The organism is Kocuria tytonis (assembly GCF_003226895.2).
Lineage (GTDB): Bacteria > Actinomycetota > Actinomycetes > Actinomycetales > Micrococcaceae > Kocuria > Kocuria tytonis.
The window spans coordinates 207066-228751 of the sequence record NZ_PNJG02000002.1; the positions used below are offsets into that span (position 1 = coordinate 207066).

A 21686-nucleotide genomic window follows, 5' to 3' on the forward strand; every position below is an offset into this window, starting at 1 on the left:
ATCTTCCGCCGTCGGCCACCATCTGGAAGGCTTGCTTCACACCGTTCAAGGAGCACCCCATGCGTCTCTACGCTGTTGTGATCGACTGCCGCAACCTCCACGCCCAGGCCCATTGGTGGGCCGAGGCACTGGACTGGGTAGTAGTCCAAGAGACCGCCGAGGAGGCAGGCATCGCCCCGCGCGCCAGCCCCACCACCGACATGGACGACAGGTCGGAATTCGACTCGGTTCAACCGGCCATCTGGTTCTTTCCGGTGCCCGAACCGAAAACGGTCAAGAACCGGATCCACCTGGACTTCGCCCCCCATGTCACCGAGGACTGGAACGCCGTCGTAGAGCGCTTCCTCGCCGCCGGAGCCCGCCGCGTGGACGTGGGCCAGCCCGAGGACGCCACGTTCGCCGTCCTCGCGGACCCCGAGGACAACGAGTTCTGCATCCTCTCCGCGCGCCGCAGCTGACGCAGTCGCCGCCGGGTGGGTTCCGGACTGCCGGGTCGCGCGGCATCAGTGGGCGCGCCTGCCCGTTCGCCCGCGATCGTGAGCGGGCCCCGCGAATCCCCGCGCTGCTCCGGGGTACCCGTGAGGGTGCCTAGGCGCGCAGGCCCGCGAAGACCATGGTCACCACGGTCGCGGCCAGCTGGTCCACCGTGCCCGAGCGGCCGGGCTGGTACCAGTCCACGATCGAATTGACCATCCCCAGCATCAGGCGCGGCGCGGACTTGCCGGAGATGTCCGTGCGCAGCTCCCCCTGCTCCTGCGCCTGCCGCACCAGGTCCTCCACGGTGCGGGTGAGGGTGCGACGCCGCTGCAGCGCCGCCTCCTCCACCTCGGAGTTCCCGCGCAGCCGCAGCAGCAGGGTCACGTACGGCATCTGGTCCACCAGCACCCGCACGGTTCCGTCCAGGATCCGTTCGAGCTTGTTCACGGGGCCGCTGCCGCTCGCGAGCACCTCCGCGAACACCGCTTCGAGTGCGTCCAGCGCCCGGTCCAGGGCCTGCTCGAGGATCTCCTCCTTGGACTGCACGTGGTGGTAGATCGCGGACTTCGAGATACCCAGGTGCTTGGAGAGCATCCCCATGGACGTGGCGTCGTAGCCGTAGCGGTTGAAGACGTCCACGCACACGGACAGCAGGGTCTCCCGGTCGTAGCCGGGACGGCCGCGCCGGGGTGCGGCAACGGCGTCGTCGGCCGTGGCGGTGGTGGTGCGCTCGGTGGGCATGGACGTGGGCCTCGATCTTCCGGGGACGGGATGTTCAGGTTACCGGCTCGTCACCCGACTCCCGTCCCGCGGAGGACCGGCAGCAGCGCCCGGGCTACTTGTCGCGACGGTCGTACACGCGGCGCAGCTTGCCCGAGGAGCGCTCCAGGGTGCCGGGCTCGGCGATGTCGATCGCGGCACTCGAACCGATCTTCGTCTTGATCTCGTGCTGCAGCCGGCGTCCGCCCTCCTGGGCCTCCGCCACGGTGGCGTCCTCGCGGCGCTCGATGTGGATGGTCATCTGGTCCATGCGGTTGGGCCGGGTGATCTCCAGGGTGAAGTGCGGGGACAGCGCCGGGATCTTCAGCGCGAGCTCCTCGATCTGGGACGGGAACAGGTTCACGCCGCGCAGGATGATCATGTCGTCCGAGCGTCCCGTGATGCGGCCCATGCGCCGGTGCCCCGGGCGGGCGGTGCCGGGCAGCAGCCGGGTGAGGTCGTGCGTGCGGTAGCGGATGATCGGCAGTGCCTGCTTGGTCAGTGCAGTGAACGCGAGCTCCCCGGGATGCCCGGTGGGCAGCACGGTGTCGTCGAACGGGTCGATGATCTCCGGACGGAAGTGGTCCTCCCAGATGTGGGAGCCGTCCTTGGTCTCGCACGACTCACCCGCCACACCGGGGCCCATAACCTCGGAGAGACCGTAGATGTCGCTCGCGGTGATGCCGAAGGTCTTCTCGATCTCGTGGCGCATCTCCTCGGTCCAGGGCTCGGCGCCCAGGACGGCGTGCTGCAGGGAGGTCTCGCGCGGGTCCAGGCCCAGCTTGCGGAAGCCGTCCGCAATGGTGAGCAGGTACGTGGGAGTGGAGAGGATGGCCTGCGGCTCGAAGTCCCGGATCAACTGGACCTGCTTCTCGGTCTGCCCGCCGGACATCGGGATCACGGCGCACCTCAGGCGCTCCGCACCGTAGTGCGCGCCCAGGCCACCGGTGAACAGGCCGTAGCCGTACGCGTTGTGCACCTTGTCACCGGGCTTGATCCCTGACATCCGGAAGCACCGGGCCACCAGGGAGCCCCACGTGAGCAGGTCCTCCTCGGTGTACGCCACCACGGTGGGCTGCCCGGTGGTTCCCGACGACGCATGGATCCGCCGGATCTCGGACATGGGCGTGGCGAGGGACTTGAACGGGTAGGCCTTCCGGAGGAACTCCTTGTCCGTGTACGGGAACTTGGCCAGGTCCTCGAGCTCGTGGAAGTCGTCCGGGTGCACCCCGTGCTCGTCGAAGAGCTCCCTGTAGGCGGTGACGTTCTCGTAGGCGTAGTGCAGGGTCCAGTTCAGGCGCTCGGTCTGCAGCGCCTCGATCTGGTCCCGGCTCATCAGCTCCTCGGGATCCGGCTGCGAGGGATCCTGGGAGTCCACGGGCGTGTACGGATTGGGCACGGAGCACGTTGTCATGGGATTCACGCTTTCTTCCGACGGGGAACGGTGCGGCTGCGGCCACGGAACTGGGCGATGACCTCGCCCTCCTGCGTGGAGACGGTGATGTCGCACAGGCCGCTGCGCCCGGCGACGGCGATCCGGCGGCCCTCGGCGACCAGCGTCTGGCCGGGGTGGGCGGAGCTCAGGAAGTTGATGTCCACGCCCTGCGCCACGGTCATGGTGGTGCCGTCCGGGTCCGGGTCGTTGCAGGTCATGGCGAAGCAGGAGTCGGCCAGGGCGAAGACCATCCCCCCGTGCGCGATGCCGAAGCCGTTGCGCATCTCCTCACGGACGACCATGGAGATCACGCAGTGCCCGGGGTCCGCCCGCTGCACACTGATGCCCAGCCACTCGGAGGCGCGGTCCCCCGTGAGAACAGGATGGTGTGGCATGCCGCGCTCCTCGCAGAATTTGTGAACGATCGGTCAGTAGACAACCGTGAAATGTGACGTGTGTCAACAAATTGCGGGCGGATTGCAGCGCCCCACCATTGACGTGCTCGGGCCCCGCGGGCGGAAAATGTGTTGACGACCACATGGAGGGCCTATATTCTGAACGAGCGGTCAGTTATTATCGTTGGCAGCGTACAGAGTTCATCCTCCGCTCCCATCTCACCCGTGAACCGAGGACACACCATGACTGAGCAGACCACCACTGCGGACCAGACGGACAGCACCGCCGAGCAGCAGCACTTCGACCACCTCATCCAGGAGGACTCCCGCGTGGAGCCCAAGGACTGGATGCCCGAGGCCTATCGCAAGAGCCTGACCCGTCAGGTCGCCCAGCACGCGCACTCCGAGATCATCGGCATGCAGCCGGAGGCCAACTGGATCACCCGCGCCCCGAGCCTCAAGCGCAAGGCCGTGCTGATGGCCAAGGTCCAGGACGAGGCCGGCCACGGGCTGTACCTCTACTCCGCCGCAGAGACCCTGGGCACCCCGCGCTCCGTGCTCAACGAGCAGCTGCTGAGCGGCAAGGCCAAGTACTCCTCGATCTTCAACTACCCGGCCCGCACGTGGGCGGACATGGGTGCGATCGGCTGGCTCGTGGACGGCGCCGCCATCTGCAACCAGGTGCCCCTGTGCCGCGCCTCCTACGGCCCGTACGGCCGCGCGATGGTGCGCATCTGCAAGGAGGAGTCCTTCCACCAGCGCCAGGGCTGGGAGATCCTCTACGAGCTCTCCCACGGCACCGAGGCCCAGAAGCAGATGGCGCAGGACGCCGTGAACCGCTTCTACGGCCCCGCCCTGCAGATGTTCGGCCCCCCGGACGCCGACTCCCCCAACTCGCAGCAGTCCATGGAGTGGAACATCAAGCGCTTCTCCAACGACGAGCTGCGCCAGCGCTTCGTGGACATGATCGTGCCGCAGGCCGAGGCCCTGGGCCTGACCCTGCCGGACCCGGACCTGAAGTGGAACGAGGAGCGCGGCCACTACGACTACGGCCAGCTGGACTGGAACGAGTTCATGTCCGTGATCAAGGGCTCCGGCCCGTGCAACGTGCAGCGCATGAAGCGCCGCCGCGAGGCCCACGCCGAAGGCGCCTGGGTGCGCGAGGCCGCCGAGGCCTACGCCCAGCGGCAGGCGCGGGAAGCCGCGGAGGCCGCTGCGGCGGCGTCGTCCGCGGAGACCGGCACGGAGATCGACGAGACCACCGTGATGGCGGGCCGCGGCTCCGCCGAGCTGATCGGAGCCTGAGCATGAGCGAGAACCAGAGCGGGAACTGGCCCCTGTGGGAGGTCTTCGTGCGCTCCTCGCGCGGTCTGTCCCACGTGCACGCGGGTTCGCTGCACGCCCCGGATGCCACCATGGCCGTGCGCAACGCGCGTGACCTCTACACCCGGCGCAACGAGGGCACGAGCGTGTGGGTGGTCCCCGCGGACGCCATCACGGCCTCTGACCCGGACTCCAAGGGCGGGTACTTCGAGTCCGCCCAGGGCAAGAGCTACCGCCACGCCACGTACTACACCAAGAGCGAAGGGGTGAAGCACCTGTGAGCGCCTTCGCCTCCCACGACTCCGCCACCAAGCAGTCCGCGGGCGTCGCCATCACCGCCGAGGACATCGCGGAGACCGGCGGCAAGGCTCCCGAGGCCGTGGCCCAGTACGCGCTGCGCCTGGGCGACGACGCCCTGATGCTGTCCCAGCGTCTGGGCTGGTGGATCTCCCGGGCACCGGAGCTCGAGGAGGACATCGCGCTCGGCAACATCGCGCTGGACCTCATCGGCCACGCGCGCTTCCTGCTGACGTACGCGGGCTCCGCGTGGGGCAGGACCGAGGACGAGCTCGCGTACTTCCGCAACGAGGAGGAGTTCCGCTCCGTGCGCCTCGTGGAGCAGGAGAACGGGGACTTCGGGCAGACCATCGCACGGCAGATGCTGTTCTCCTTCTACCAGTACGAGCTCTACTCGGCCCTGCAGTCCTCCACGGACCAGACCCTGGCCGCCATTGCGGACAAGGCCCTCAAGGAGGTGGAGTACCACCAGGACCACGCCGCCCAGTGGATCCTGCGCCTGGGTCTCGGCACCGAGGAGTCCAAGCGGCGCATCCAGGACGGGCTCTACTACATGTGGCCCTACCTGGACGAGCTGTTCGCGGACGAGCCCCTGCACGACGAGCTCGAGGGCATCGCCGTGCGCCCCTCCACCCTGCGCGAGCGGACCATGGAGCGGGTCACGGAGCTGCTGGCCCAGGCCGAGCTCGAGGTCCCCACCGTGGCCCAGGCCCGGATCTCCGCGGCCCCGCGGGACGGCGCCTACTCCGAGTACCGCGGGTACATCCTCGCCGAGATGCAGTGGCTCGCCCGCCAGCATCCCGGCGCCACGTGGTGAGTTCCATGTTCTCCCGCGTTCCTCCTCGTTCGTTGCCGCCCACGGGCGGCGTGGCGCCCCGGGAGGTCCCCCTGGGGCCCTCCCGGCGCCCGGACGATCCTGCCGACGCCGCCCTGTGGGACGTCGCCGCCACCGTGTGCGATCCCGAGATCCCCGTGCTCACGCTCGAGGACCTCGGGGTGCTGCGGGACGCCGTGGCCGGGCAGGTGGAGACGGTGGTGGTCATCACCCCCACCTACTCCGGCTGCCCCGCGATGGACACCATGGCCGCGGACCTCGAAGCGGCGGTCGCGGCCGCCGGCTACGAGAACGTGCGCGTGGTGCAGGTGCTGCGCCCGGCGTGGACCACGGACTGGATGTCCGCCGAGGGCAGGGCCAAGCTCAACGAGTACGGCATCGCCCCGCCCACCGGCCGGACGGCCGCCGGGCACAATTCCGGCCCGGTGCGGCTGAGCCTGGCCGTGAAGTGCCCGCGCTGCGACTCCCTGCACACGCGCGAGATGACCCGTTTCGGGTCCACGTCCTGCAAGGCCCTGTGGGTGTGCAACGACTGCAAAGAACCCTTCGACTACTTCAAGGTGCACTGATCATGAGCGAAACCGCGGACACCTCCACCCTGGAGGAAGCCACCGAAGCCAGCCCGGGCGGCGGCAAGCGCCGCGCCACGTTCAACACCCTCACGGTCTCCCAGGTGCGCAGGCTGACCTCCGACGCCGTGGAGGTCACGTTCGAGGTGCCCGAGAACCTCGTGGCGGACTACGACTACCTGCCGGGCCAGTACGTGGCCATCCGCGCCATGATCAACGGCCACGAGGTGCGTCGGTCCTACTCGATCTGCGCGGACCCCACACCGGGTGAGATCCGCGTGGCCATCAAGAAGGACATGGGCGGCGTGTTCTCCACGTGGGCCAACGAGCAGCTCTCCGCGGGCGACACCCTGGACGTGATGAACCCGCAGGGTGCGTTCACCTCCAAGGTCAACATCACCTCCATGAACGATCCCGAGAAGCTCGCGGAGAAGGAGGTGGCCAAGAAGCGCAACGTGCACCTGGTCGCGTTCGCCGCCGGTTCCGGGATCACCCCCATCATGGCGATCGCCCGCGCACTGCTGCGCGCCTCGGACACCGCCCAGATGGACGTGATCTACGCCAACCGCTCCTCCATGGACGTGATGTTCGCCGAGGAGCTGGGTGACCTCAAGGACAAGTACCCCGCCCGGCTGGCGGTGCACCACGTGCTGTCCCGCGAGCAGCGGATCTCGCCGCTGATGTCCGGGCGGATCGACCACGACAAGCTCGAGGAGCTGCTGGACCACGTGATCCAGGTGGACTCCGCGGACGAGTGGTTCCTGTGCGGGCCGTTCGAGCTCGTGCAGCTGTGCCGGGACGTCCTCAAGCAGCGCGGCGTGGACGAGTCCCGCGTGCGCTTCGAGCTGTTCACCACGGGCAAGCCCACCGTGCCGCAGGGTCAGCAGGGCCGCGTGGTCAAGGCCGACCCCAAGGGCGAGAACTACAAGATCGTGTTCAACCTGGACGGCACCTCGGCCCAGGTGGACTCGCCCAAGTCCGCCGCGGAGACCGTGCTCAACGCCGCCCTGCGCGTGCGCCCGGACGTCCCCTTCGCGTGCGCGGGTGGCGTGTGCGGCACGTGCCGCGCCAAGGTCACCGGGGGCGAGTTCGAGATGGACGAGAACTTCGCGCTCGAGAAGGACGAGGTGGACGCCGGCTACGTGCTCACGTGCCAGACCCGCCCCACCTCGAACGAGCTGCGCGTGGACTTCGACGCCTGACCCACCACTGTCACGACGACGCCGCACTGGGCCCCGGGCGGCGTCGTCGCGGTGCCTGCCCGCTCGTGGCGGGTGCGCGACTCCGCACGGCGGCACCCCACGGATGCGGTCGCGGCACCACGGCCGGCACGGTACGCCGTGGCCGCCCGGCGTGGGCACAAAGACGGCGGCGCCGCGCCGTCGCCCGGCCCACTGCGGCGCACCGCCACCTGTCAGCACTCTGCACGCGCAGCCCGAACCCCGAGGAGAACACCGTGATCGACCTGACCATCGAGGACGACATCGCCCGCGTGGTGCTCAACGCACCCGAGAAGCGGAACTCGCTGGACCTGAGCGCCCTGCAGGAGCTCGCCGCGGCGTACACCGAGGCCGAGAACGCGGGGGTCCGCGCCCTGCTGCTGACCGGTGCGGGCCGCGTGTTCTGCGCGGGCCGCGACATCTCCGGCGTGGACCCGGCCACGGACGACGCCGAGGGGTACCTCTCCGGCACCCTGGAACCCCTGATGCGGCAGATGTCGGGCTTCCCGGCGCCCACGTTCGCGGCGGTGCAGGGCGCGTGCCTGGGTGTGGGGCTGGGTCTGGCAATTGCCACGGACGTGGTCTACGTGGCGCAGGACGCGAAGTTCGGCTCGCCGTTCGCCAACCTGGGAGCCATCCTGGACTCCGGCGGGCACGCCCTGTTCACCGAGCGGCTCGGTGCTCACCGCACGCTGGACCTGATCTACACCGCCGAGATGATGTCCGGCGCCGAGGCCGTGGCCGCGGGGCTGTTCTCTCGCGCGGTGCCCGCCGAGGAGCTCGTGGAGTTCACCGAGCAGCGCGTGGTCCGCGCCTCCCGCGGTGCCACGCAGGCCTTCGTGGCGTCCAAGAAACTCGTGGCGCAGGTCCGTGACGAGCGCGCCGGGCTGTGGGAGTCCATGTCCCGGGAGAGCGGGGTCCAGGCCGCACTGTGCGCCACGGACGACTACCGCGAGGGCTTCGCCGCGTTCCAGCAGAAGCGCACACCGGAGTTCACGGGGAAGGGCTGAGCAGGCAGCACCCCGGAGCGGGCGCGGGCACCCCGCCGCCCGCTGCGTCTGCTCCGCTGGGGCAGAAATCAGGCGCGCGTTCTGCGTCTGCTGCGCTGCTGCACGGTGGCGGAGCGAATTCCGGTGCGCACGCCGGGCGCACTCGCGTGGCCTACGCTGAAGCCCATGGCCCCCACCCACGACAGCGAATCCCGCCGGCGCTCCTCGGGACGCACCGATCAGCCCCTCGAGGACGAGCTGGTCGAGGAGTTCAAGAACACCGTCCAGGAGGGCACGGACCGGCTGCACCGCACGTGGCGGGCGCTGCTGGTCACGGGACTCTTTGGCGGGATCGACGTGGGTCTGGGCATCATGGCCATGCTCGCGGTCATGGACGCCACGGGCTCCAAGCTGCTGGCTGGCACGGCGTTCGGCATCGGTCTGCTGGCCCTGCGCCTGGCCCACTCCGAGCTGTTCACCGAGGACTTCCTGCTCCCCATCAACGCGGTGGTGGCCGGGCACGGTTCCTGGTGGTCCCTGGTGCGGCTGTGGGTCGTGACCCTGGTGACCAACCTGGTGGGCGGCTGGGCCTTCATGTGGGTGGTCGTGGCGGCCTTCCCGGACTTCTCGTCCACCCTGATCGAGAGCGCCACGGGCTACGTCTCGGACGGCTTCGGCATGGAGACCGTGTGCCTGGCGCTGCTGGCCGGGTCCACCATCACCCTGATGACCCGCATGCAGCAGGGCACGAACAACGACATGATGACCGCCGTGATCTCGCTGATCGGCGGATTTCTGGTGGTGGGGCTGGGGATGCTCCACGGCGCCCTGAACTCCATCGTGATCTTCGGGGCCATGCACGCCGGGTGGGACTACTCCTACCTGAGCTGGCTCGGGTGGTTCGTGTGGGTGATCCCGCTCAACATGCTGGGCGGACTGGTCATCATCTCCCTGCCACGGCTGTTCCGCACGTGGGAGCTGCTCATGGCGGAGCGCCACGGGGAACGGATCTCGGACGCCTCCCCGGACGAGGAGGACTGAGCTCGCAGCCCTGCACCGACGACGCACGATGGACGGGCAGGGCCTCGGCGGGGCGTCGACACCGTTTAGCTGTCCGAAGAAGCGCCCGCCGGGCCGTGGAGCCGCACCGCGCTGATCGTTAGCGTGTGACCATGACGACTTCCGTGTTCGACCTCGACGCCTTCGACCGCTCGGTCCGCCCCCAGGACGACCTCTTCCGCCACGTCAACGGCACGTGGCTGCGCACCGCGCAGATCCCCGACGACAAGGCTGGCACCGGTGCCTTCGTGGAGCTGCGGGACCAGGCCGAGCAGGCGGTGCGCGAGATCATCACGGGCGCGAGCGCGGACGGTGAGCAGGCGGCGTCGTCCGGGGCGGAGCAGAGCGCGGAGACCAAGATCGCGCTGCTCTACCGGTCCTTCATGGACACCGAGCGGATCGAGGAGCTCGGCGCCGCACCGCTGCGCGAGGACCTGGACGCCGTGGCCGCGATCGACTCCCCGCGGGCCCTCTCGCGCTGGTTCGGCACGGCCATGCGGCGGGGCATCGGTGCAGCACTGGACATCGACCTGGACTCGGACCCGGGTGACCCGCAGCGCAACCTGGTGTTCGTGGGCCAGTCCGGGCTGGGCCTGCCGGACGAGGAGTACTACCGCGAGGCGCAGTACGCGCCCATCCGCGAGAAGTACGTGGGGCACGTCCAGAAGATGCTCGAGCTCGCCGGGTTCGACGACGCCGCGCGGCAGGCTCGCGCGGTCGTGGATCTGGAGACGCGCATCGCCTCCCACCACTGGGACAAGGTCACGGTCCGTGACCTGACCAAGATGTACAACCCCATGAGCTTCGCGGAGCTCACCGGTCAGGTGCAGAACCTGGACTGGGACGCGGTGCTGGAGGGTGTGGGCCTCACGCCCGAGCACCTGGCCACGGTGATCAACGCCCAGCCCAGTTTCCTCACCGGTCTGGACGCGCTGCTCACGCAGGACGAGCTCGAGGCGTGGAAGTCCTGGGCCCGCTGGAACGTGGTGTCCGCGCGCGCCGCGTACCTCCCCGAGGCGTTCGTGGCGGAGAACTTCGCGTTCTACGGAACGGTGCTGTCCGGGACGCCGCAGCTGCGCGAGCGGTGGAAGCGCGGCGTCGGGCTGGTGAACGGCGCGCTGGGCGAGGCCGTGGGCAAGCTGTACGTGGCGGAGCACTTCTCCCCCACGGCCAAGGACCGCATGGACGAGCTCGTGGCCAATCTGCTGGAGGCCTACCGCGACTCCATCGAGACGCTGGACTGGATGACCGAGGACACCCGGGCGGAGGCCCTGAAGAAGCTCTCCGGGTTCACCCCCAAGATCGGCTACCCGGAGAAGTGGAAGGACTACTCCGCGCTGGAGATCCGCGGGGAGGACCTCGTGGGCAACGTGGTGCGGACCACCGAGTTCGCCGTGGCGGAGCTCGCCCGCAAGGCCGGGCAGCCCGTGGAGAAGCACGAGTGGCTGATGACCCCGCAGACCGTGAACGCCTACTACCACCCGCTGCGCAACGAGATCGTGTTCCCCGCAGCCATCCTGCAGCCCCCGTTCTTCGACGAGGGCGCGGACGACGCCGTGAACTACGGCGGCATCGGCTCGGTGATCGGGCACGAGATCGGCCACGGCTTCGACGACAAGGGCTCCACGTGCGACGGCGAGGGCAGGCTGCGCAACTGGTGGACGGACGCGGACCGCGCAGCCTTCGAGGAGCGCACCGCCCGCCTGGTGGGCCAGTACGCGGCACTGTCACCGGCCCAGTTCGAGGGCGCCGACGACGCTCCCCACGTCAACGGCGAGCTCACCCTGGGCGAGAACATCGGTGACCTGGGCGGCCTGTCCATCGCCTACAAGGCATGGCGGAGCGCACAGGACAAGAAGCAGACCCCGGACACCGAGAGCATCGACGGCTACACCCCGGCCCAGCGGCTGTTCATCTCGTGGGGCTACGTGTGGCAGGAGAAGTCACGGGACGAGGCACTGCGCACGCGCATCGCCACGGATCCCCACTCCCCCGCGGAGTTCCGGGCGGGACAGACACCGCGCAACGTGGCCGCGTTCTACGAGGCGTTCGACGTCACGGAGGGCGACGGCATGTGGCTGCCCCCTGAGGAGCGCGTCACCATCTGGTGACCCCCGCGGCACCACGACGACGGGCGGTCCTCTCGATCCCGAGGGGACCGGCCGCCGTCGTGGTCGGCTGCGGGGCGTCAGACGCTGGAGTTCATGCTCTGCTGGAACTCACTAAACATGACGCCCCACATGGCCAGGACGAATCCGATCCACAGCAGGCCCAGGACCAGCAGCGCCACGCCCACCCAGCCGAGCACCTTCCCGGGGGTGGCGCGGCCGCCGAGCTTCTCCGCCTTGCTCGCCTGCCACACGGCGAACGGAGCGAGGATCGGGAGCACCGTGACGGCCAGGATGCCCAGAACCAGGGACGTGTCCGCGCTCTTGCTCGCCTGCGCATAGCGCTGCGCGTCCTCGGGACCACCGGGAACGTACTCCCACCGGCCGGCCGGTTGCGCATAGGGGTGGTACTGGTTCGTGACCACGGGTACTCCCTGTCCGCCCCGGGTGTCCACGGCCTGACGGCCGTGACCGGGTTGGTCCTGGCCGCCCCACTGGTTCCTGCTGCTGTCCCGGGCTGCAGCGGGCTGCCCGTAGGAGGTCTGCGCACCCTGGGACGCCCCGTGGTCGCCGGCAGCGGGCTGCTGGCCCGCACCTCCGCGCGGTGCGCCCTCGTGGGCGCGGGAATCTCCGGTCGGCTGGTTGCTCGAGCTCAAGGTGGGTCCTCCGTGCTGTCGTCATGTGCAAGTGCAACCATCCTCTCCCAGGGCAGGATGACGAACAAGGCGCCCCCTGGATCCGGTTCTCCGCTCCCCTCGTGCGCCCCGCTGCACCTACCATCGGGGGAGGACCCCGGATTCCGACCCCGAGGAGAATCGTGAGCCACCCCGAGGACCCAGGCGAGCGCCGTCGTGATGCGCTCAGCCACCGCCTCCTGCGCGGCGGGACGGAACCGGACCCGCGCTTCACCCTGGCCAACGAGCGCACGTTCCTGGCGTGGATCCGCACGTCCCTGGCCTTCCTGGCCGGGGGGATCGCGATCGAGGCGTTCACGGGGGATCTCTTCGACCTGCCCGTGCGGAAGTTCCTGGTCATCGTCCTGCTGCTGCTGGGGATGCTCCTGAGTGCGGGGGCCGCCGTGCGGTGGCTCAACGTGGAACGCTCCATGCGGCACAGGGCACCCCTCCCCCTGCCGTTGATCGCACCCCTGGTGGCGGTGGGCGGGGCGATCGCGTCCGGTGTGCTCGTGGTGGTGGTCCTGACGCGATGAGTCCCGCTCCGGCCGCGGCGCCCTGTCCGCACGAGGATCCCGGGCTGCAGCCCGAGCGGACCGTCCTGTCCTGGGGGCGCACCATGATGGCGTTCTGCACGGCCGCGGCCGTTCACCTCCGGTGGCTGCCCACCCACGGCGGCTTCGTCCTCGTGCTGTTCGGGCTGTCCCTGTCCCTGGCCGGAGGCATCTATGTCAGCCAGCGCATCCGATATGCCCGGGCCGCTCTAGGGGTCGCGGGCGAGAAGCTCGCGCCGGATGCCATTTCCGTGATGACCACGGCTGGAGCGTGCATGCTGCTGGGTGTGCTGGGAATCACCGCGATGCTGTTTTTCTGAGCACTTGTCATCACTTCGGCGGGCCCTGGCGTGGGAATGCCGGGTCTGGTTCGCGAAAGCCTCATAATTGCGGTCAGTCGCAGCGCATCCGCTCGACGCCGGACCAACACATGCCTGGGAGGGCCCAGTGTCTTCATCTTCGTCCGGTGGGGGAAACGCAGAGGTGGCCACGACGCCACCCGGCAGCAATGTGTCCCACCACTCCGATCCTCAGCCCGGCCGTCAGGACGATCCCTCCGACGGCTCGCTGCAACGCTCGCTCAAGTCCCGCCACCTGACCATGATCGCCATGGGCGGTGCCATCGGCACCGGCCTGTTCGTGGCGTCCGGCAACTCCATCAACACCGCGGGCCCCGGCGGCGCGCTCCTCGCGTACGCGGCCATCGGCTTCATGGTGTTCCTGCTGATGCAGTCGCTCGGGGAGATGGCCACCCACCTCCCCGTGGCCGGCTCCTTCGAGGAGTACTCCACCCGGTACATCAGCCGCTCGTTCGGCTTCGCCATCGGGTGGAACTACTGGTACAACTGGGCGATCACCGTGGCCGCGGAACTCGTGGCAGCCGCACTGGTCATGCGCTACTGGTTCCCGGACGTGCCCGCGTGGATCTGGTCCGCGCTCTTCCTGGCCATCCTCTTCGCCCTCAATGCGCTCAGTGCACGCGCATACGGCGAGGGCGAGTTCTGGTTCTCGCTCATCAAGGTGATCACGGTGGTCATCTTCCTGGTCCTGGGCGTCCTGATGATCCTGGGCGTCCTGGGCGGTCCCTCCCCCGGGTTCCACAACTGGACCGCGGGTGAGGCGCCGTTCGTCAACGGCTTCACGGGCATCATGGCCATCTTCATGGTCGCGGGCTTCTCCTTCCAGGGCACCGAGCTCGTGGGTGTGGCCGCCGGCGAGGCCGAGAACCCCCGCGAGACCGTCCCCAAGGCCATCCGCACCGTCTTCCTGCGCATCCTGCTCTTCTACATCGGTGCGATCGCCGTGATCGGGTTCCTGATCCCCTACACCGATCCGCACCTGCTCGCGAGCGAGGTGGAGGACGTGTCCATCTCCCCGTTCACCCTGGTGTTCGAGCACGCGGGCGTGCTGGCCGCGGCATCCGTGATGAACGCCGTGATCCTCACCGCCATCCTCTCGGCGGGCAACTCCGGGCTGTATGCCTCCACGCGCATGCTCTATGCTCTCGCGAGGAGCGGCAAGGCCCCGCGGTTCCTGGCGAAGGTCAACCGTCGCGGCGTGCCCATGTACGCGCTGCTGGCCACCACGCTGATCGGGATGTTCTGCTTCCTCACCACCCTGATCGGCGAGGGCCAGGCCTACGTCTGGCTCATCAACGCCTCTGGCCTGGCCGGGTTCATCGTGTGGATGGGAATCGCCTGGAGCCACTACCGCTTCCGCAAGGCGTACGTCCTGCAGGGCGGGGATCCGAAGAACCTCCTCTACCGTGCGCGGTTCTTCCCCATCGGTCCCGTGGTCGCGCTCATCATGTGCGCCATCGTGATCGTGGGGCAGGGGTACAGCATCTTCACCTCCGGGGACGTCAACCCCCTGAGCCTGCTGTCCTCCTACCTGGGCCTGCCGATCTTCCTGGCCCTGTGGCTGGGCCACAAGCTGGTCACCAAGGACAAGGCCGTGGACCTGCGCACCGCGGACGTGACCCCCGGGCACTGACGCGCGAGGCAGGGAGGTGAGCGGGCGGCGTCGTCCGACGGCGCCCGCCCACCCGCCCCGGTGCCCGCACCGTTCGCCGCCCCCCACCGCCTCGGTTGCAGAACCGCCCCGCTCCCGGACAGGGAAGCGGGGCGGTTCCGTGCGTGGCAGCACCGTGGAATCCGGAACTCCCGCCGGCCCGGCCGGGAGCCGTTCACAGCTCCCCACCGGTGTCCGGTGGCAGCCGGTGTCCGGTGGCAGCCGGTGGGCGGATCAGTCCGCGATCAGGTCCCGCACCACGATGGTGTCGTCCCGGTCCGGGCCCACACCGATCGCGGAGATCCGGCACCCGGACATCTGCTCGAGTGCCTGGACGTAGTCGCGTGCGTTCTGCGGGAGGTCCTCGAGCGTGCGCGCAGCGGTGATGTCCTCGCTCCAGCCCGGGAAGCTCTCGTACACGGGCTTGGCGTGGTGGAAGTCGGACTGCGTCATGGGCATCTCGTCGAAGCGTTGGCCGTCCACCTCGTAGGCCACGCACACGGGGATCTGCGGGATCCCGGTGAGGACGTCCAGCTTGGTGACGAACAGATCCGTGAAGCCGTTGATGCGTGCGGCCTGGCGGGCCATGACGGCGTCGTACCAGCCCGTGCGGCGTGGACGGCCCGTGTTGACGCCGAACTCGCCGCCCGTGGTGCGCAGCCGCTCGCCCATGTCGTCGAAGAGCTCGGTGGGGAACGGCCCGGCACCCACGCGCGTGGTGTAGGCCTTCTGGATGCCGATGACGCGGGTGATGCGCGTGGGGCCCACGCCCGAGCCCACGGAGGCGCCGCCCGCGGTCGGGTTGGAGGACGTGACGAAGGGGTAGGTGCCGTGGTCCACGTCCAGGTAGGTGGCCTGGCCGCCCTCCATGAGCACCACCTCGTCCCGGTCCAGGGCCTCGTTGAGCAGGCGCGTGGAGTCCACGATCATGGGCGCGAGCCGGTCCGCGAATCCCATGAAGTACTCGACGATCTCGTCCACCTCGAACGCGCGGCGGTTGTAGAGCTTGACCAGCAGCTCGTTCTTCTGCCGCAGGGCACCCTCGATCTTCTGCCGCAGGATGGACTCGTCCAAGACGTCCTGCACGCGGATCCCCAGCCGTCCCACCTTGTCCATGTAGGTGGGGCCGATGCCGCGGCCGGTGGTGCCGATCGCGCGCTTGCCCAGGAACCGCTCGCTGACCTGGTCGAGTGTCTGGTGGTACGGGGCCACCAGGTGGGCGTTCGCGGAGATCCGCAGGTGCGAGGTGTCCGCGCCGCGGGCCTCCAGACCGTCGATCTCCTCGAACAGCGCCTGCGGGTTCACCACCACACCGTTGCCGATCACTGACGTGGCGTTGGGGCTCAGGATGCCTGCGGGAAGGAGCTTGAGCTCGAACTTCTCGCCGCCCACCACCACGGTGTGCCCGGCGTTGTTGCCGCCGTTGGGCTTGACCACGTAGTCCACGCGGCCGCCCAGGAGATCGGTGGCCTTGCCCTTGCCCTCATCGCCCCACTGGGCGCCGACTATCACGATTGCTGGCATGGAAACACTCTCTATCCGGGTGTGGCCCGATGGCCGGAGGAACCAACGGCCCAGTCTACCCGGCGGGGCCACCGGGATCCCGGTGGCGGCTTCCGCCCCCGGAGATCGGGGACGAACCCGGCCGAACGGCTCGACGCACCGGGCTCTTTCAGGTGTAACACAGGGAATTTTTACGAAACTTTTGCTTTTTCAGAGGCCAGGGCGCACTCTGAGCTCACTGTGATCTATCTCACGGAGCCCCCCGATCGCCAGAGGACACGACATGAATCATGAGACACGAGCTGGTCGTGGCAAAGCCGCCAAGACCTGCATGGCCACCGCACTGGGCCTGACGCTGGCCCTGGGGGCGGTGCTGCCCGCCAGCGCCGCCACCATCCCCCCAGCGCCCAAGACGGACGACCTCAACACCCAGGACCCGGACCGACTGATCAGTTCCGAACTCAAGCACGCCGAGGGTCAGGTGGCCGTCTTCGTGCAGCTGAAGGGGCAGAGCGCCTTCGAAGCCACCCAGCCCGCCGGGGTACGCACCGGTGGACAGAACCCGGTCCGGGCCGCCGCGCAGGTCCAGGCGATCCGCCAGTCCGTGGACACCGCCGGCTCCTCCCTGGCGTCCGAGTCCAAGTCGGCGGTGCTGTACACCACCGCCAACGCCATGCGCGGGGTGGCCCTGAAGGGTGATGCCGAGCAGCTGCGGCAGCTGGCCAAGCGCTCCGACGTCGTCAAGATCTCCAAGATCGTGTCCAAGTACCGCAACAACGCGGGCTCCGTGGTGGACACCAACACGCTGAACGCCTGGACCCAGACCGGTCAGACCGGCCAGGGCGTCAAGGTCGCCATCATCGACTCCGGCATCGACTACACCCACGCCGACTTCGGCGGCCCGGGCACCACGGATGCCTACGAGAAAGCCAAGGCCTCGACCGATCTGCCGGGCAAGGACTCCGGTCTGTACGACCCGAAGAAGCTCGTGGGCGGCTACGACCTCGCCGGCGACGACTACGACGCCCGCCCGGGCGGCGGCGCCGCGAAGCCGGACAACAACCCGCTGGACTGCGAGGCCGGTGGCCACGGCACCCACGTGGCCGGCACCACCGCCGGCTACGGCGTGGGCGAGGACGGCAAGACCTTCACGGGCGATCCCACCAAGCTGACCAAGGAACAGGTCGGGAAGATGAGGATCGGCCCGGGCACCGCGCCCAAGGCGGAGCTGATCGGTCTGCGCGTCTTCGGCTGCGAGGGTTCGACCGACCTGGTGATCGACGCCCTGGACCGTGCGCTGGACCCCAACAAGGACGGGGACTTCTCGGACAAGGCCGACATCGTCAACATGTCCCTCGGCTCGGACTTCGGTCCGGCCGACGACCCGCAGAACGACCTGATCGACGCCCTGTCCCGGCAGGGCATCCTCTCGGTCATCGCCGCGGGCAACGCGGGGGACGCCCACGAGATCTCCGGCTCCCCGGGCAGCGCGCGCTCCGCACTGACCGTCGCCAACTCGCAGGGCAGCACCGCCGTCCAGGACAAGGCCGAGGCGCTCTCCCCGGACAGCGCCAAGGGTGAGCTGACCGGCTCCTACAGCGGGAGCTACGACTACCGCGGTGCCAAGCCCGAGGATCTCCAGGGCGACATCGTGGCGGCGCCCGCGGAGAACAAGTTCGGCTGCACCCCCTTCTCGCAGAACTTCGCGGGCAAGTGGGTCATGCTCGACTGGGAGGACAACGGCCCGTTCCCCTGCGGCTCGAAGGTCCGCTTCGACAACGTGGCCGCCGCCGGCGGCAAGGGCGTGGTCCTGGAGTCCGACTACACGGTCGACCCCTCCGCGATCGCGGGCAACGCCAAGATCCCGGGTCTGCTGATGGGCAAGAAGTCCGTGGACAAGATCAGGCCCGCGGTGCAGGCCGGCGGGGCGAGGATCAAGCTGGCCCCGGAGTGGATCGGTGCCGCCAGGGCGGAGACCGGCCACAAGGACCAGGTCAACGACTCCACCTCCCGCGGCCAGCACGGCAGCAACGGCGTCATCAAGCCCGACGTCGCCGCGCCCGGCACCAACATCGGCTCGGCCGGTGTGTCCCAGGGCAACGGCGTCTCGGTCAAGACCGGCACCTCAATGGCCACCCCGCACGTGGCCGGCATCGCCGCCCTGGTGCAGCAGAAGCACCAGAACTACAACCCTCAGCTGCTCAAGGCCGCCGTCATGAACTCGGCCGTGCACGACGTGCACGCCGCGAACGGAGCCACCTCCGCGGTGGACCGTGTGGGCTCGGGCCGCGTGGACGCACTGCGCGCCGTGAACCAGGACGTGCTGGTCTACGACAAGGCGGACCCCTCGCTGGTCTCCTCCACCTTCGGGGTGGCGGAGATCAAGGACGGCAAGCAGACCTTCTCCCGTGAGCTGGTCCTGGACAACACCGGCGGCGCCGCGCACACCTACACGGTGCGCTTCGACGCCTCCACCGATGTTCCCGGCGTGACCATCTCCGCACCGAGCTCGGTCAGCGTCGCCAAGGGCGGCAAGGCCACCGTCAAGGTGACCGCCACCGTGGACCGGGCGCAGCTGAAGAAGACCCACGACCCCTCGGAGGCCGTGACCCAGCTGAACCGTGCCCGCCAGTTCCTGGCCACCGAATCGGGCCGTCTGGTCCTGACCGAGAACGGTCAGGACACCCGCGTCCCGATGTCGATCGCCCCGAAGCCCGCGGCCGACATGCGCGTGGACAACGCCAAGCTGGACAAGTGGGACAAGGACGGCAACACCGCCGTGTCCCTGGCCGGCACCGGCGTGGACCAGGGCGGCTGGAAGTCGGCCCTGGGCGCATTCGAACTGGGCGCGTCCTCCGACCGTCTGGACTCCACCAAGCTGGCCCGCGGCAACTCCCAGTTCGCGGACCTGCAGTACGTGGGCACGTCCTCCAACATCCCGCAGCTGAAGGCCGACAAGGGTGACGTCGCCAAGGACGGCCTGATCAACTTCGGCGTCTCCAGCTGGGGCAACGCCTCCACGATCAAGCCAGACGTGGAGATGCAGATCGCCATCGACACCTCCGGTGACGACCGACCCGACTACATTGCGGCCCTGGGTCGCACGGACGGGCTGGACTACCCCTTGGTGAACCTCTACGGATACGTCAACGGCGAGCTCACGGTGATCGACAGCCAGCCGCTGAACGGTTCATGGGGCGATGTCGACACCAGCACCTTCGACACGAACGCCATGGTGCTGCCAGTCAGCGCTGCGAAGCTGGGCATTGATCCCGCCAAGGCCGACACCAAGCTGAGCTACCAGGTGGACACCTACTCCGCGAACGTCCAGGGCGCGGTGGACCACTCGGGCGTCATCGAGTACAACCCGGTCTCCCCGAAGGTCTCCTTCCGCGGGGAGAAGCTCAACAACTCGCTGTTCACCGATCTGCCCGGCAAGAAGCTGACCGCGCACCGCGGCTCGGCCACGGCCGAGGGTGAAGCCCTGTTCCTGCACCTGCACAACGGCACCGGGGATCTCTCCGGCATCCGCAAGGGACAGGACGGCGCCAAGGCAGAGGTCAAGACCGTGCAGTCCGCAGCAACGCCTCCCAAGTCCCAGAACCCGCTTTTCACGGACGTGCCCAAGGACCACGTGTTCTACTCCGAGATCTCCTGGCTGGCGGGCAAGGGCATCACCAAGGGCTGGCCGGACGGCACCTTCCGCCCCAACCAGTCCGTGAACCGTGACCAGATGGCCGCCTTCCTCTACCGGATGGCGGGATCCCCGGCGTACACCGCTCCCACCAAGTCTCCCTTCAAGGACGTGCCCACCAGCCACGTCTTCTACAAGGAGATCTCCTGGATGAGCGAGCAGGGCATCACCAAGGGCTGGCCGGACGGCACCTTCCGCCCGACCCAGCAGATCAACCGTGATCAGATGGCCGCCTTCTTCTACCGGATGGCGGGATCCCCGGCGTACACCGCTCCTGCGAAGTCTCCGTTCAAGGACGTGCCCACCAGCCACGTCTTCTACAAGGAGATCTCCTGGATGAACAGCCAGGGCATCGCCAAGGGCTGGGACGACGGCACCTTCCGTCCCGTCCAGCCGGTCAAGCGCGACCAGATGGCCGCCTTCCTCTACCGCTACGACCAGCAGAAGTAGCGGCTGAGAGCGGGATCCGGCACTCCGGCTGATCTCCCGCGACGGCAAGGGTCCCGTGGTCTCCACAGTGTGGAGACCACGGGACCCTTCTCCGTGTCCCGGTACCCACTCACCGACCGTAGAGTCGAGTGGCCTCTTCCCGTTTGACGCGCACCGCCTCGGCAAAACCCGCGGGCGCGGTCAGCTCCTCCAGGGCCACGGTGTCCGGCTGCGGACCGGCATGCACCAGGGACCAGCGGGACCCCGCGTCCACCACGGACTGGTGCTTGACGTCGTAATAGCCGGGTTTGCCGTTGAGCGCGATGCCCCGGGCCCCGTGCAGGGCCGCCACCAGGTGGTGGTGGAAGCGGGTGGTCAGCCAGACCTGGTGCGGGCCGAAGACGAAATCCCCGTCCCACGCGGCCTGGAACGGGATGAAGCCCTCCGGAGCCACGAGATCGCGCAGCCGGTCGAAGCCCAGATGGTCGTCCCCGGGAATGGCCTCGAGGTAGCGCACGGATTTGCGCGGCAGATCCCACCGCTGCAGCTGCGCCCTGGTGAAGTCCAGCATCTTCTCGAAGGACCCCTCGGCCAGGGTGTCCGACTGCACGCACACCACCGCTTCGCTCGGCGGGCCCGCGCTCCGGGTTCCCGCGCTGGACCCGTCACCCCTGTGTCCGGCGAGGAGTCCGAGGGCGCGGGCGTGCCGCGGGTCCTCCGCCAGCAGGAAGGCATCGTCGAAGCCCACGGGGATCCCGGCGGCCTCGGCGCTGGGACGGTCCCGCACGCTGAGGTGGTCCAGGTCCGTGAGCGGGTCCCCGGCGAAGGGCATCAGCCCCTGCCCGGTGGCGAACACCTTCGCCCCGGTGAGCTCGCGGATGGCGCGCATCGCCTCGACGATCCGCAGGTTCCCGGACCAGTCCGCGTGCAGCACCCCGCCGCCCAGCAGATGCACGGTGCCCGCCTCGCGCAGGGCGAGCAGACCGGCGTCGTACTTCGGGGAGCCGAGGTCGTGGATCAGGCTGCGCATGGAGCGGTCCAGCCCGTGGTCCATCTCGTGCATCGCGCGGAAGAGGGTGTTGACCACGTGCAGTCGGGGGTGGATGCCGCGCAGCAGGGCGGTGACGGTGCCCGGTTCCCGCACGTCCAGCCACACGTCCGTGGTCGGTGCGACCTTCGCGAGGTGGTTGACCCAGGCGGCCGCGATCAGCTCGTCCCCGAAGTTCGGGTAGCCCGCCCACGAGATCAGGTAGATCGGCGGCTTGCGAGCGGGAGGGACCCGCCGGTGGTCCTTCAGAAGAGTGCGCATGGATGCAGGGTACCCAGGGGTGACACAGCCCACCGCCGGGTTGCAGG

Annotated in this window: 19 protein-coding genes; 13 read left to right on the forward strand and 6 right to left on the reverse strand. The window is 68.9% G+C overall.

Features of this window, described 5'->3' with window-relative positions:
• The first annotated feature begins 59 nt into the window (after positions 1–59).
• A complete protein-coding gene (locus C1C97_RS06810) occupies positions 60–458 on the forward strand; it encodes a VOC family protein (RefSeq protein WP_110919777.1) in 399 nt (132 codons plus the stop codon).
• Between the two features lie 130 nt (positions 459–588).
• Here C1C97_RS06810 and C1C97_RS06815 read toward each other — a convergent pair whose 3' ends face one another.
• The 3 genes from C1C97_RS06815 to C1C97_RS06825 form a co-directional block, all read right to left on the reverse strand.
• Complete coding sequence (locus tag C1C97_RS06815) at positions 589–1218, reverse strand: TetR/AcrR family transcriptional regulator (protein WP_121030815.1); 630 nt, start codon at positions 1216–1218, stop codon at positions 589–591.
• Between the two features lie 94 nt (positions 1219–1312).
• Complete coding sequence (locus C1C97_RS06820) at positions 1313–2650, reverse strand: AMP-binding protein (protein ID WP_199712228.1); 1338 nt, start codon at positions 2648–2650, stop codon at positions 1313–1315.
• Between the two features lie 5 nt (positions 2651–2655).
• Positions 2656–3066 carry a hotdog fold thioesterase gene (locus tag C1C97_RS06825; protein WP_110919774.1) on the reverse strand — a complete coding sequence of 137 codons (411 nt, stop codon included), beginning with the start codon at positions 3064–3066 and terminating at the stop codon, positions 2656–2658.
• A gap of 243 nt (positions 3067–3309) precedes the next feature.
• Between C1C97_RS06825 and paaA the strand changes: the two genes are divergently transcribed.
• The 8 genes from paaA to C1C97_RS06865 all read left to right on the forward strand — a co-directional run bounded on the left by paaA (position 3310) and on the right by C1C97_RS06865 (position 11469).
• Positions 3310–4371, forward strand: a complete 1062-nt coding sequence (gene paaA, locus C1C97_RS06830) for a 1,2-phenylacetyl-CoA epoxidase subunit PaaA (RefSeq protein WP_110919773.1) — start codon at positions 3310–3312, stop codon at positions 4369–4371.
• Between the two features lie 2 nt (positions 4372–4373).
• Positions 4374–4670, forward strand: a complete 297-nt coding sequence (paaB, locus tag C1C97_RS06835; RefSeq protein ID WP_110919772.1) for a 1,2-phenylacetyl-CoA epoxidase subunit PaaB — start codon at positions 4374–4376, stop codon at positions 4668–4670.
• Positions 4667–5503, forward strand: a complete 837-nt coding sequence (gene paaC / locus C1C97_RS06840; protein ID WP_121030819.1) for a 1,2-phenylacetyl-CoA epoxidase subunit PaaC — start codon at positions 4667–4669, stop codon at positions 5501–5503. The genes paaB and paaC overlap by 4 nt, the downstream gene beginning before the upstream one ends.
• A 5-nt stretch (positions 5504–5508) precedes the next feature.
• Complete coding sequence (gene paaD / locus C1C97_RS06845) at positions 5509–6090, forward strand: 1,2-phenylacetyl-CoA epoxidase subunit PaaD (protein ID WP_233542790.1); 582 nt, start codon at positions 5509–5511, stop codon at positions 6088–6090.
• A 2-nt stretch (positions 6091–6092) separates the two neighbouring features.
• Positions 6093–7292, forward strand: coding sequence for a 1,2-phenylacetyl-CoA epoxidase subunit PaaE (paaE, locus tag C1C97_RS06850; protein ID WP_121030821.1), 1200 nt, complete (start codon positions 6093–6095; stop codon positions 7290–7292).
• 254 nt (positions 7293–7546) lie between these two features.
• Positions 7547–8320: an enoyl-CoA hydratase/isomerase family protein gene (locus C1C97_RS06855; protein WP_121030823.1), complete on the forward strand. Its 774-nt coding sequence runs from the start codon at positions 7547–7549 to the stop codon at positions 8318–8320.
• A gap of 165 nt (positions 8321–8485) precedes the next feature.
• Positions 8486–9340: a formate/nitrite transporter family protein gene (locus C1C97_RS06860; RefSeq protein ID WP_110919768.1), complete on the forward strand. Its 855-nt coding sequence runs from the start codon at positions 8486–8488 to the stop codon at positions 9338–9340.
• Between the two features lie 131 nt (positions 9341–9471).
• Positions 9472–11469, forward strand: a complete 1998-nt coding sequence (locus C1C97_RS06865; RefSeq protein ID WP_121031424.1) for a M13 family metallopeptidase — start codon at positions 9472–9474, stop codon at positions 11467–11469.
• A gap of 77 nt (positions 11470–11546) precedes the next feature.
• On the opposite strand, the gene C1C97_RS12500 is transcribed toward C1C97_RS06865, so the two are convergent.
• Complete coding sequence (locus C1C97_RS12500; protein ID WP_233542791.1) at positions 11547–12122, reverse strand: DUF4190 domain-containing protein; 576 nt, start codon at positions 12120–12122, stop codon at positions 11547–11549.
• 161 nt (positions 12123–12283) lie between these two features.
• Between C1C97_RS12500 and C1C97_RS06875 the strand changes: the two genes are divergently transcribed.
• The 3 genes from C1C97_RS06875 (at position 12284) to C1C97_RS06885 (ending at position 14686) form a co-directional block, all read left to right on the forward strand.
• Positions 12284–12676, forward strand: coding sequence for a YidH family protein (locus tag C1C97_RS06875; RefSeq protein ID WP_233542792.1), 393 nt, complete (start codon positions 12284–12286; stop codon positions 12674–12676).
• Positions 12673–13014 (forward strand): DUF202 domain-containing protein, encoded by a 342-nt coding sequence (locus C1C97_RS06880; RefSeq protein ID WP_121030827.1) that lies wholly within the window; start codon positions 12673–12675, stop codon positions 13012–13014. The genes C1C97_RS06875 and C1C97_RS06880 overlap by 4 nt, the downstream gene beginning before the upstream one ends.
• Before the next feature lie 190 nt (positions 13015–13204).
• Positions 13205–14686, forward strand: coding sequence for an amino acid permease (locus tag C1C97_RS06885; protein ID WP_456073098.1), 1482 nt, complete (start codon positions 13205–13207; stop codon positions 14684–14686).
• Positions 14687–14938: 252 nt separating this feature from the next.
• Here the strand turns inward: C1C97_RS06885 and C1C97_RS06890 are convergent, their stop codons facing one another.
• On the reverse strand, positions 14939–16228 hold the full coding sequence (locus tag C1C97_RS06890; protein WP_110919903.1) for an adenylosuccinate synthase: 1290 nt from the start codon (positions 16226–16228) through the stop codon (positions 14939–14941).
• 262 nt (positions 16229–16490) lie between these two features.
• Between C1C97_RS06890 and C1C97_RS06895 the strand changes: the two genes are divergently transcribed.
• Positions 16491–20351 carry a S8 family serine peptidase gene (locus C1C97_RS06895; RefSeq protein WP_121030831.1) on the forward strand — a complete coding sequence of 1287 codons (3861 nt, stop codon included), beginning with the start codon at positions 16491–16493 and terminating at the stop codon, positions 20349–20351.
• Positions 20352–20460: 109 nt separating this feature from the next.
• Here the strand turns inward: C1C97_RS06895 and C1C97_RS06900 are convergent, their stop codons facing one another.
• On the reverse strand, positions 20461–21639 hold the full coding sequence (locus tag C1C97_RS06900; protein WP_110919905.1) for a polysaccharide pyruvyl transferase family protein: 1179 nt from the start codon (positions 21637–21639) through the stop codon (positions 20461–20463).
• Between the last annotated feature and the right edge of the window lie 47 nt (positions 21640–21686).

Excerpts from the sequence above, each read along its gene's own strand:
- C1C97_RS06810 (WP_110919777.1), top strand. The coding sequence starts at position 60 with ATGCGTCTCTACGCTGTTGTGATCGACTGCCGCAACCTCCACGCCCAG.
- C1C97_RS06815 (WP_121030815.1), bottom strand. The coding sequence starts at position 1,218 with ATGCCCACCGAGCGCACCACCACCGCCACGGCCGACGACGCCGTTGCC.
- C1C97_RS06820 (WP_199712228.1), bottom strand. The coding sequence starts at position 2,650 with ATGACAACGTGCTCCGTGCCCAATCCGTACACGCCCGTGGACTCCCAG.
- C1C97_RS06825 (WP_110919774.1), bottom strand. The coding sequence starts at position 3,066 with ATGCCACACCATCCTGTTCTCACGGGGGACCGCGCCTCCGAGTGGCTG.
- paaA (WP_110919773.1), top strand. The coding sequence starts at position 3,310 with ATGACTGAGCAGACCACCACTGCGGACCAGACGGACAGCACCGCCGAG.
- paaB (WP_110919772.1), top strand. The coding sequence starts at position 4,374 with ATGAGCGAGAACCAGAGCGGGAACTGGCCCCTGTGGGAGGTCTTCGTG.
- paaD (WP_233542790.1), top strand. The coding sequence starts at position 5,509 with ATGTTCTCCCGCGTTCCTCCTCGTTCGTTGCCGCCCACGGGCGGCGTG.
- paaE (WP_121030821.1), top strand. The coding sequence starts at position 6,093 with ATGAGCGAAACCGCGGACACCTCCACCCTGGAGGAAGCCACCGAAGCC.
- C1C97_RS06860 (WP_110919768.1), top strand. The coding sequence starts at position 8,486 with ATGGCCCCCACCCACGACAGCGAATCCCGCCGGCGCTCCTCGGGACGC.
- C1C97_RS06865 (WP_121031424.1), top strand. The coding sequence starts at position 9,472 with ATGACGACTTCCGTGTTCGACCTCGACGCCTTCGACCGCTCGGTCCGC.
- C1C97_RS06880 (WP_121030827.1), top strand. The coding sequence starts at position 12,673 with ATGAGTCCCGCTCCGGCCGCGGCGCCCTGTCCGCACGAGGATCCCGGG.
- C1C97_RS06890 (WP_110919903.1), bottom strand. The coding sequence starts at position 16,228 with ATGCCAGCAATCGTGATAGTCGGCGCCCAGTGGGGCGATGAGGGCAAG.
- C1C97_RS06895 (WP_121030831.1), top strand. The coding sequence starts at position 16,491 with ATGAATCATGAGACACGAGCTGGTCGTGGCAAAGCCGCCAAGACCTGC.
- C1C97_RS06900 (WP_110919905.1), bottom strand. The coding sequence starts at position 21,639 with ATGCGCACTCTTCTGAAGGACCACCGGCGGGTCCCTCCCGCTCGCAAG.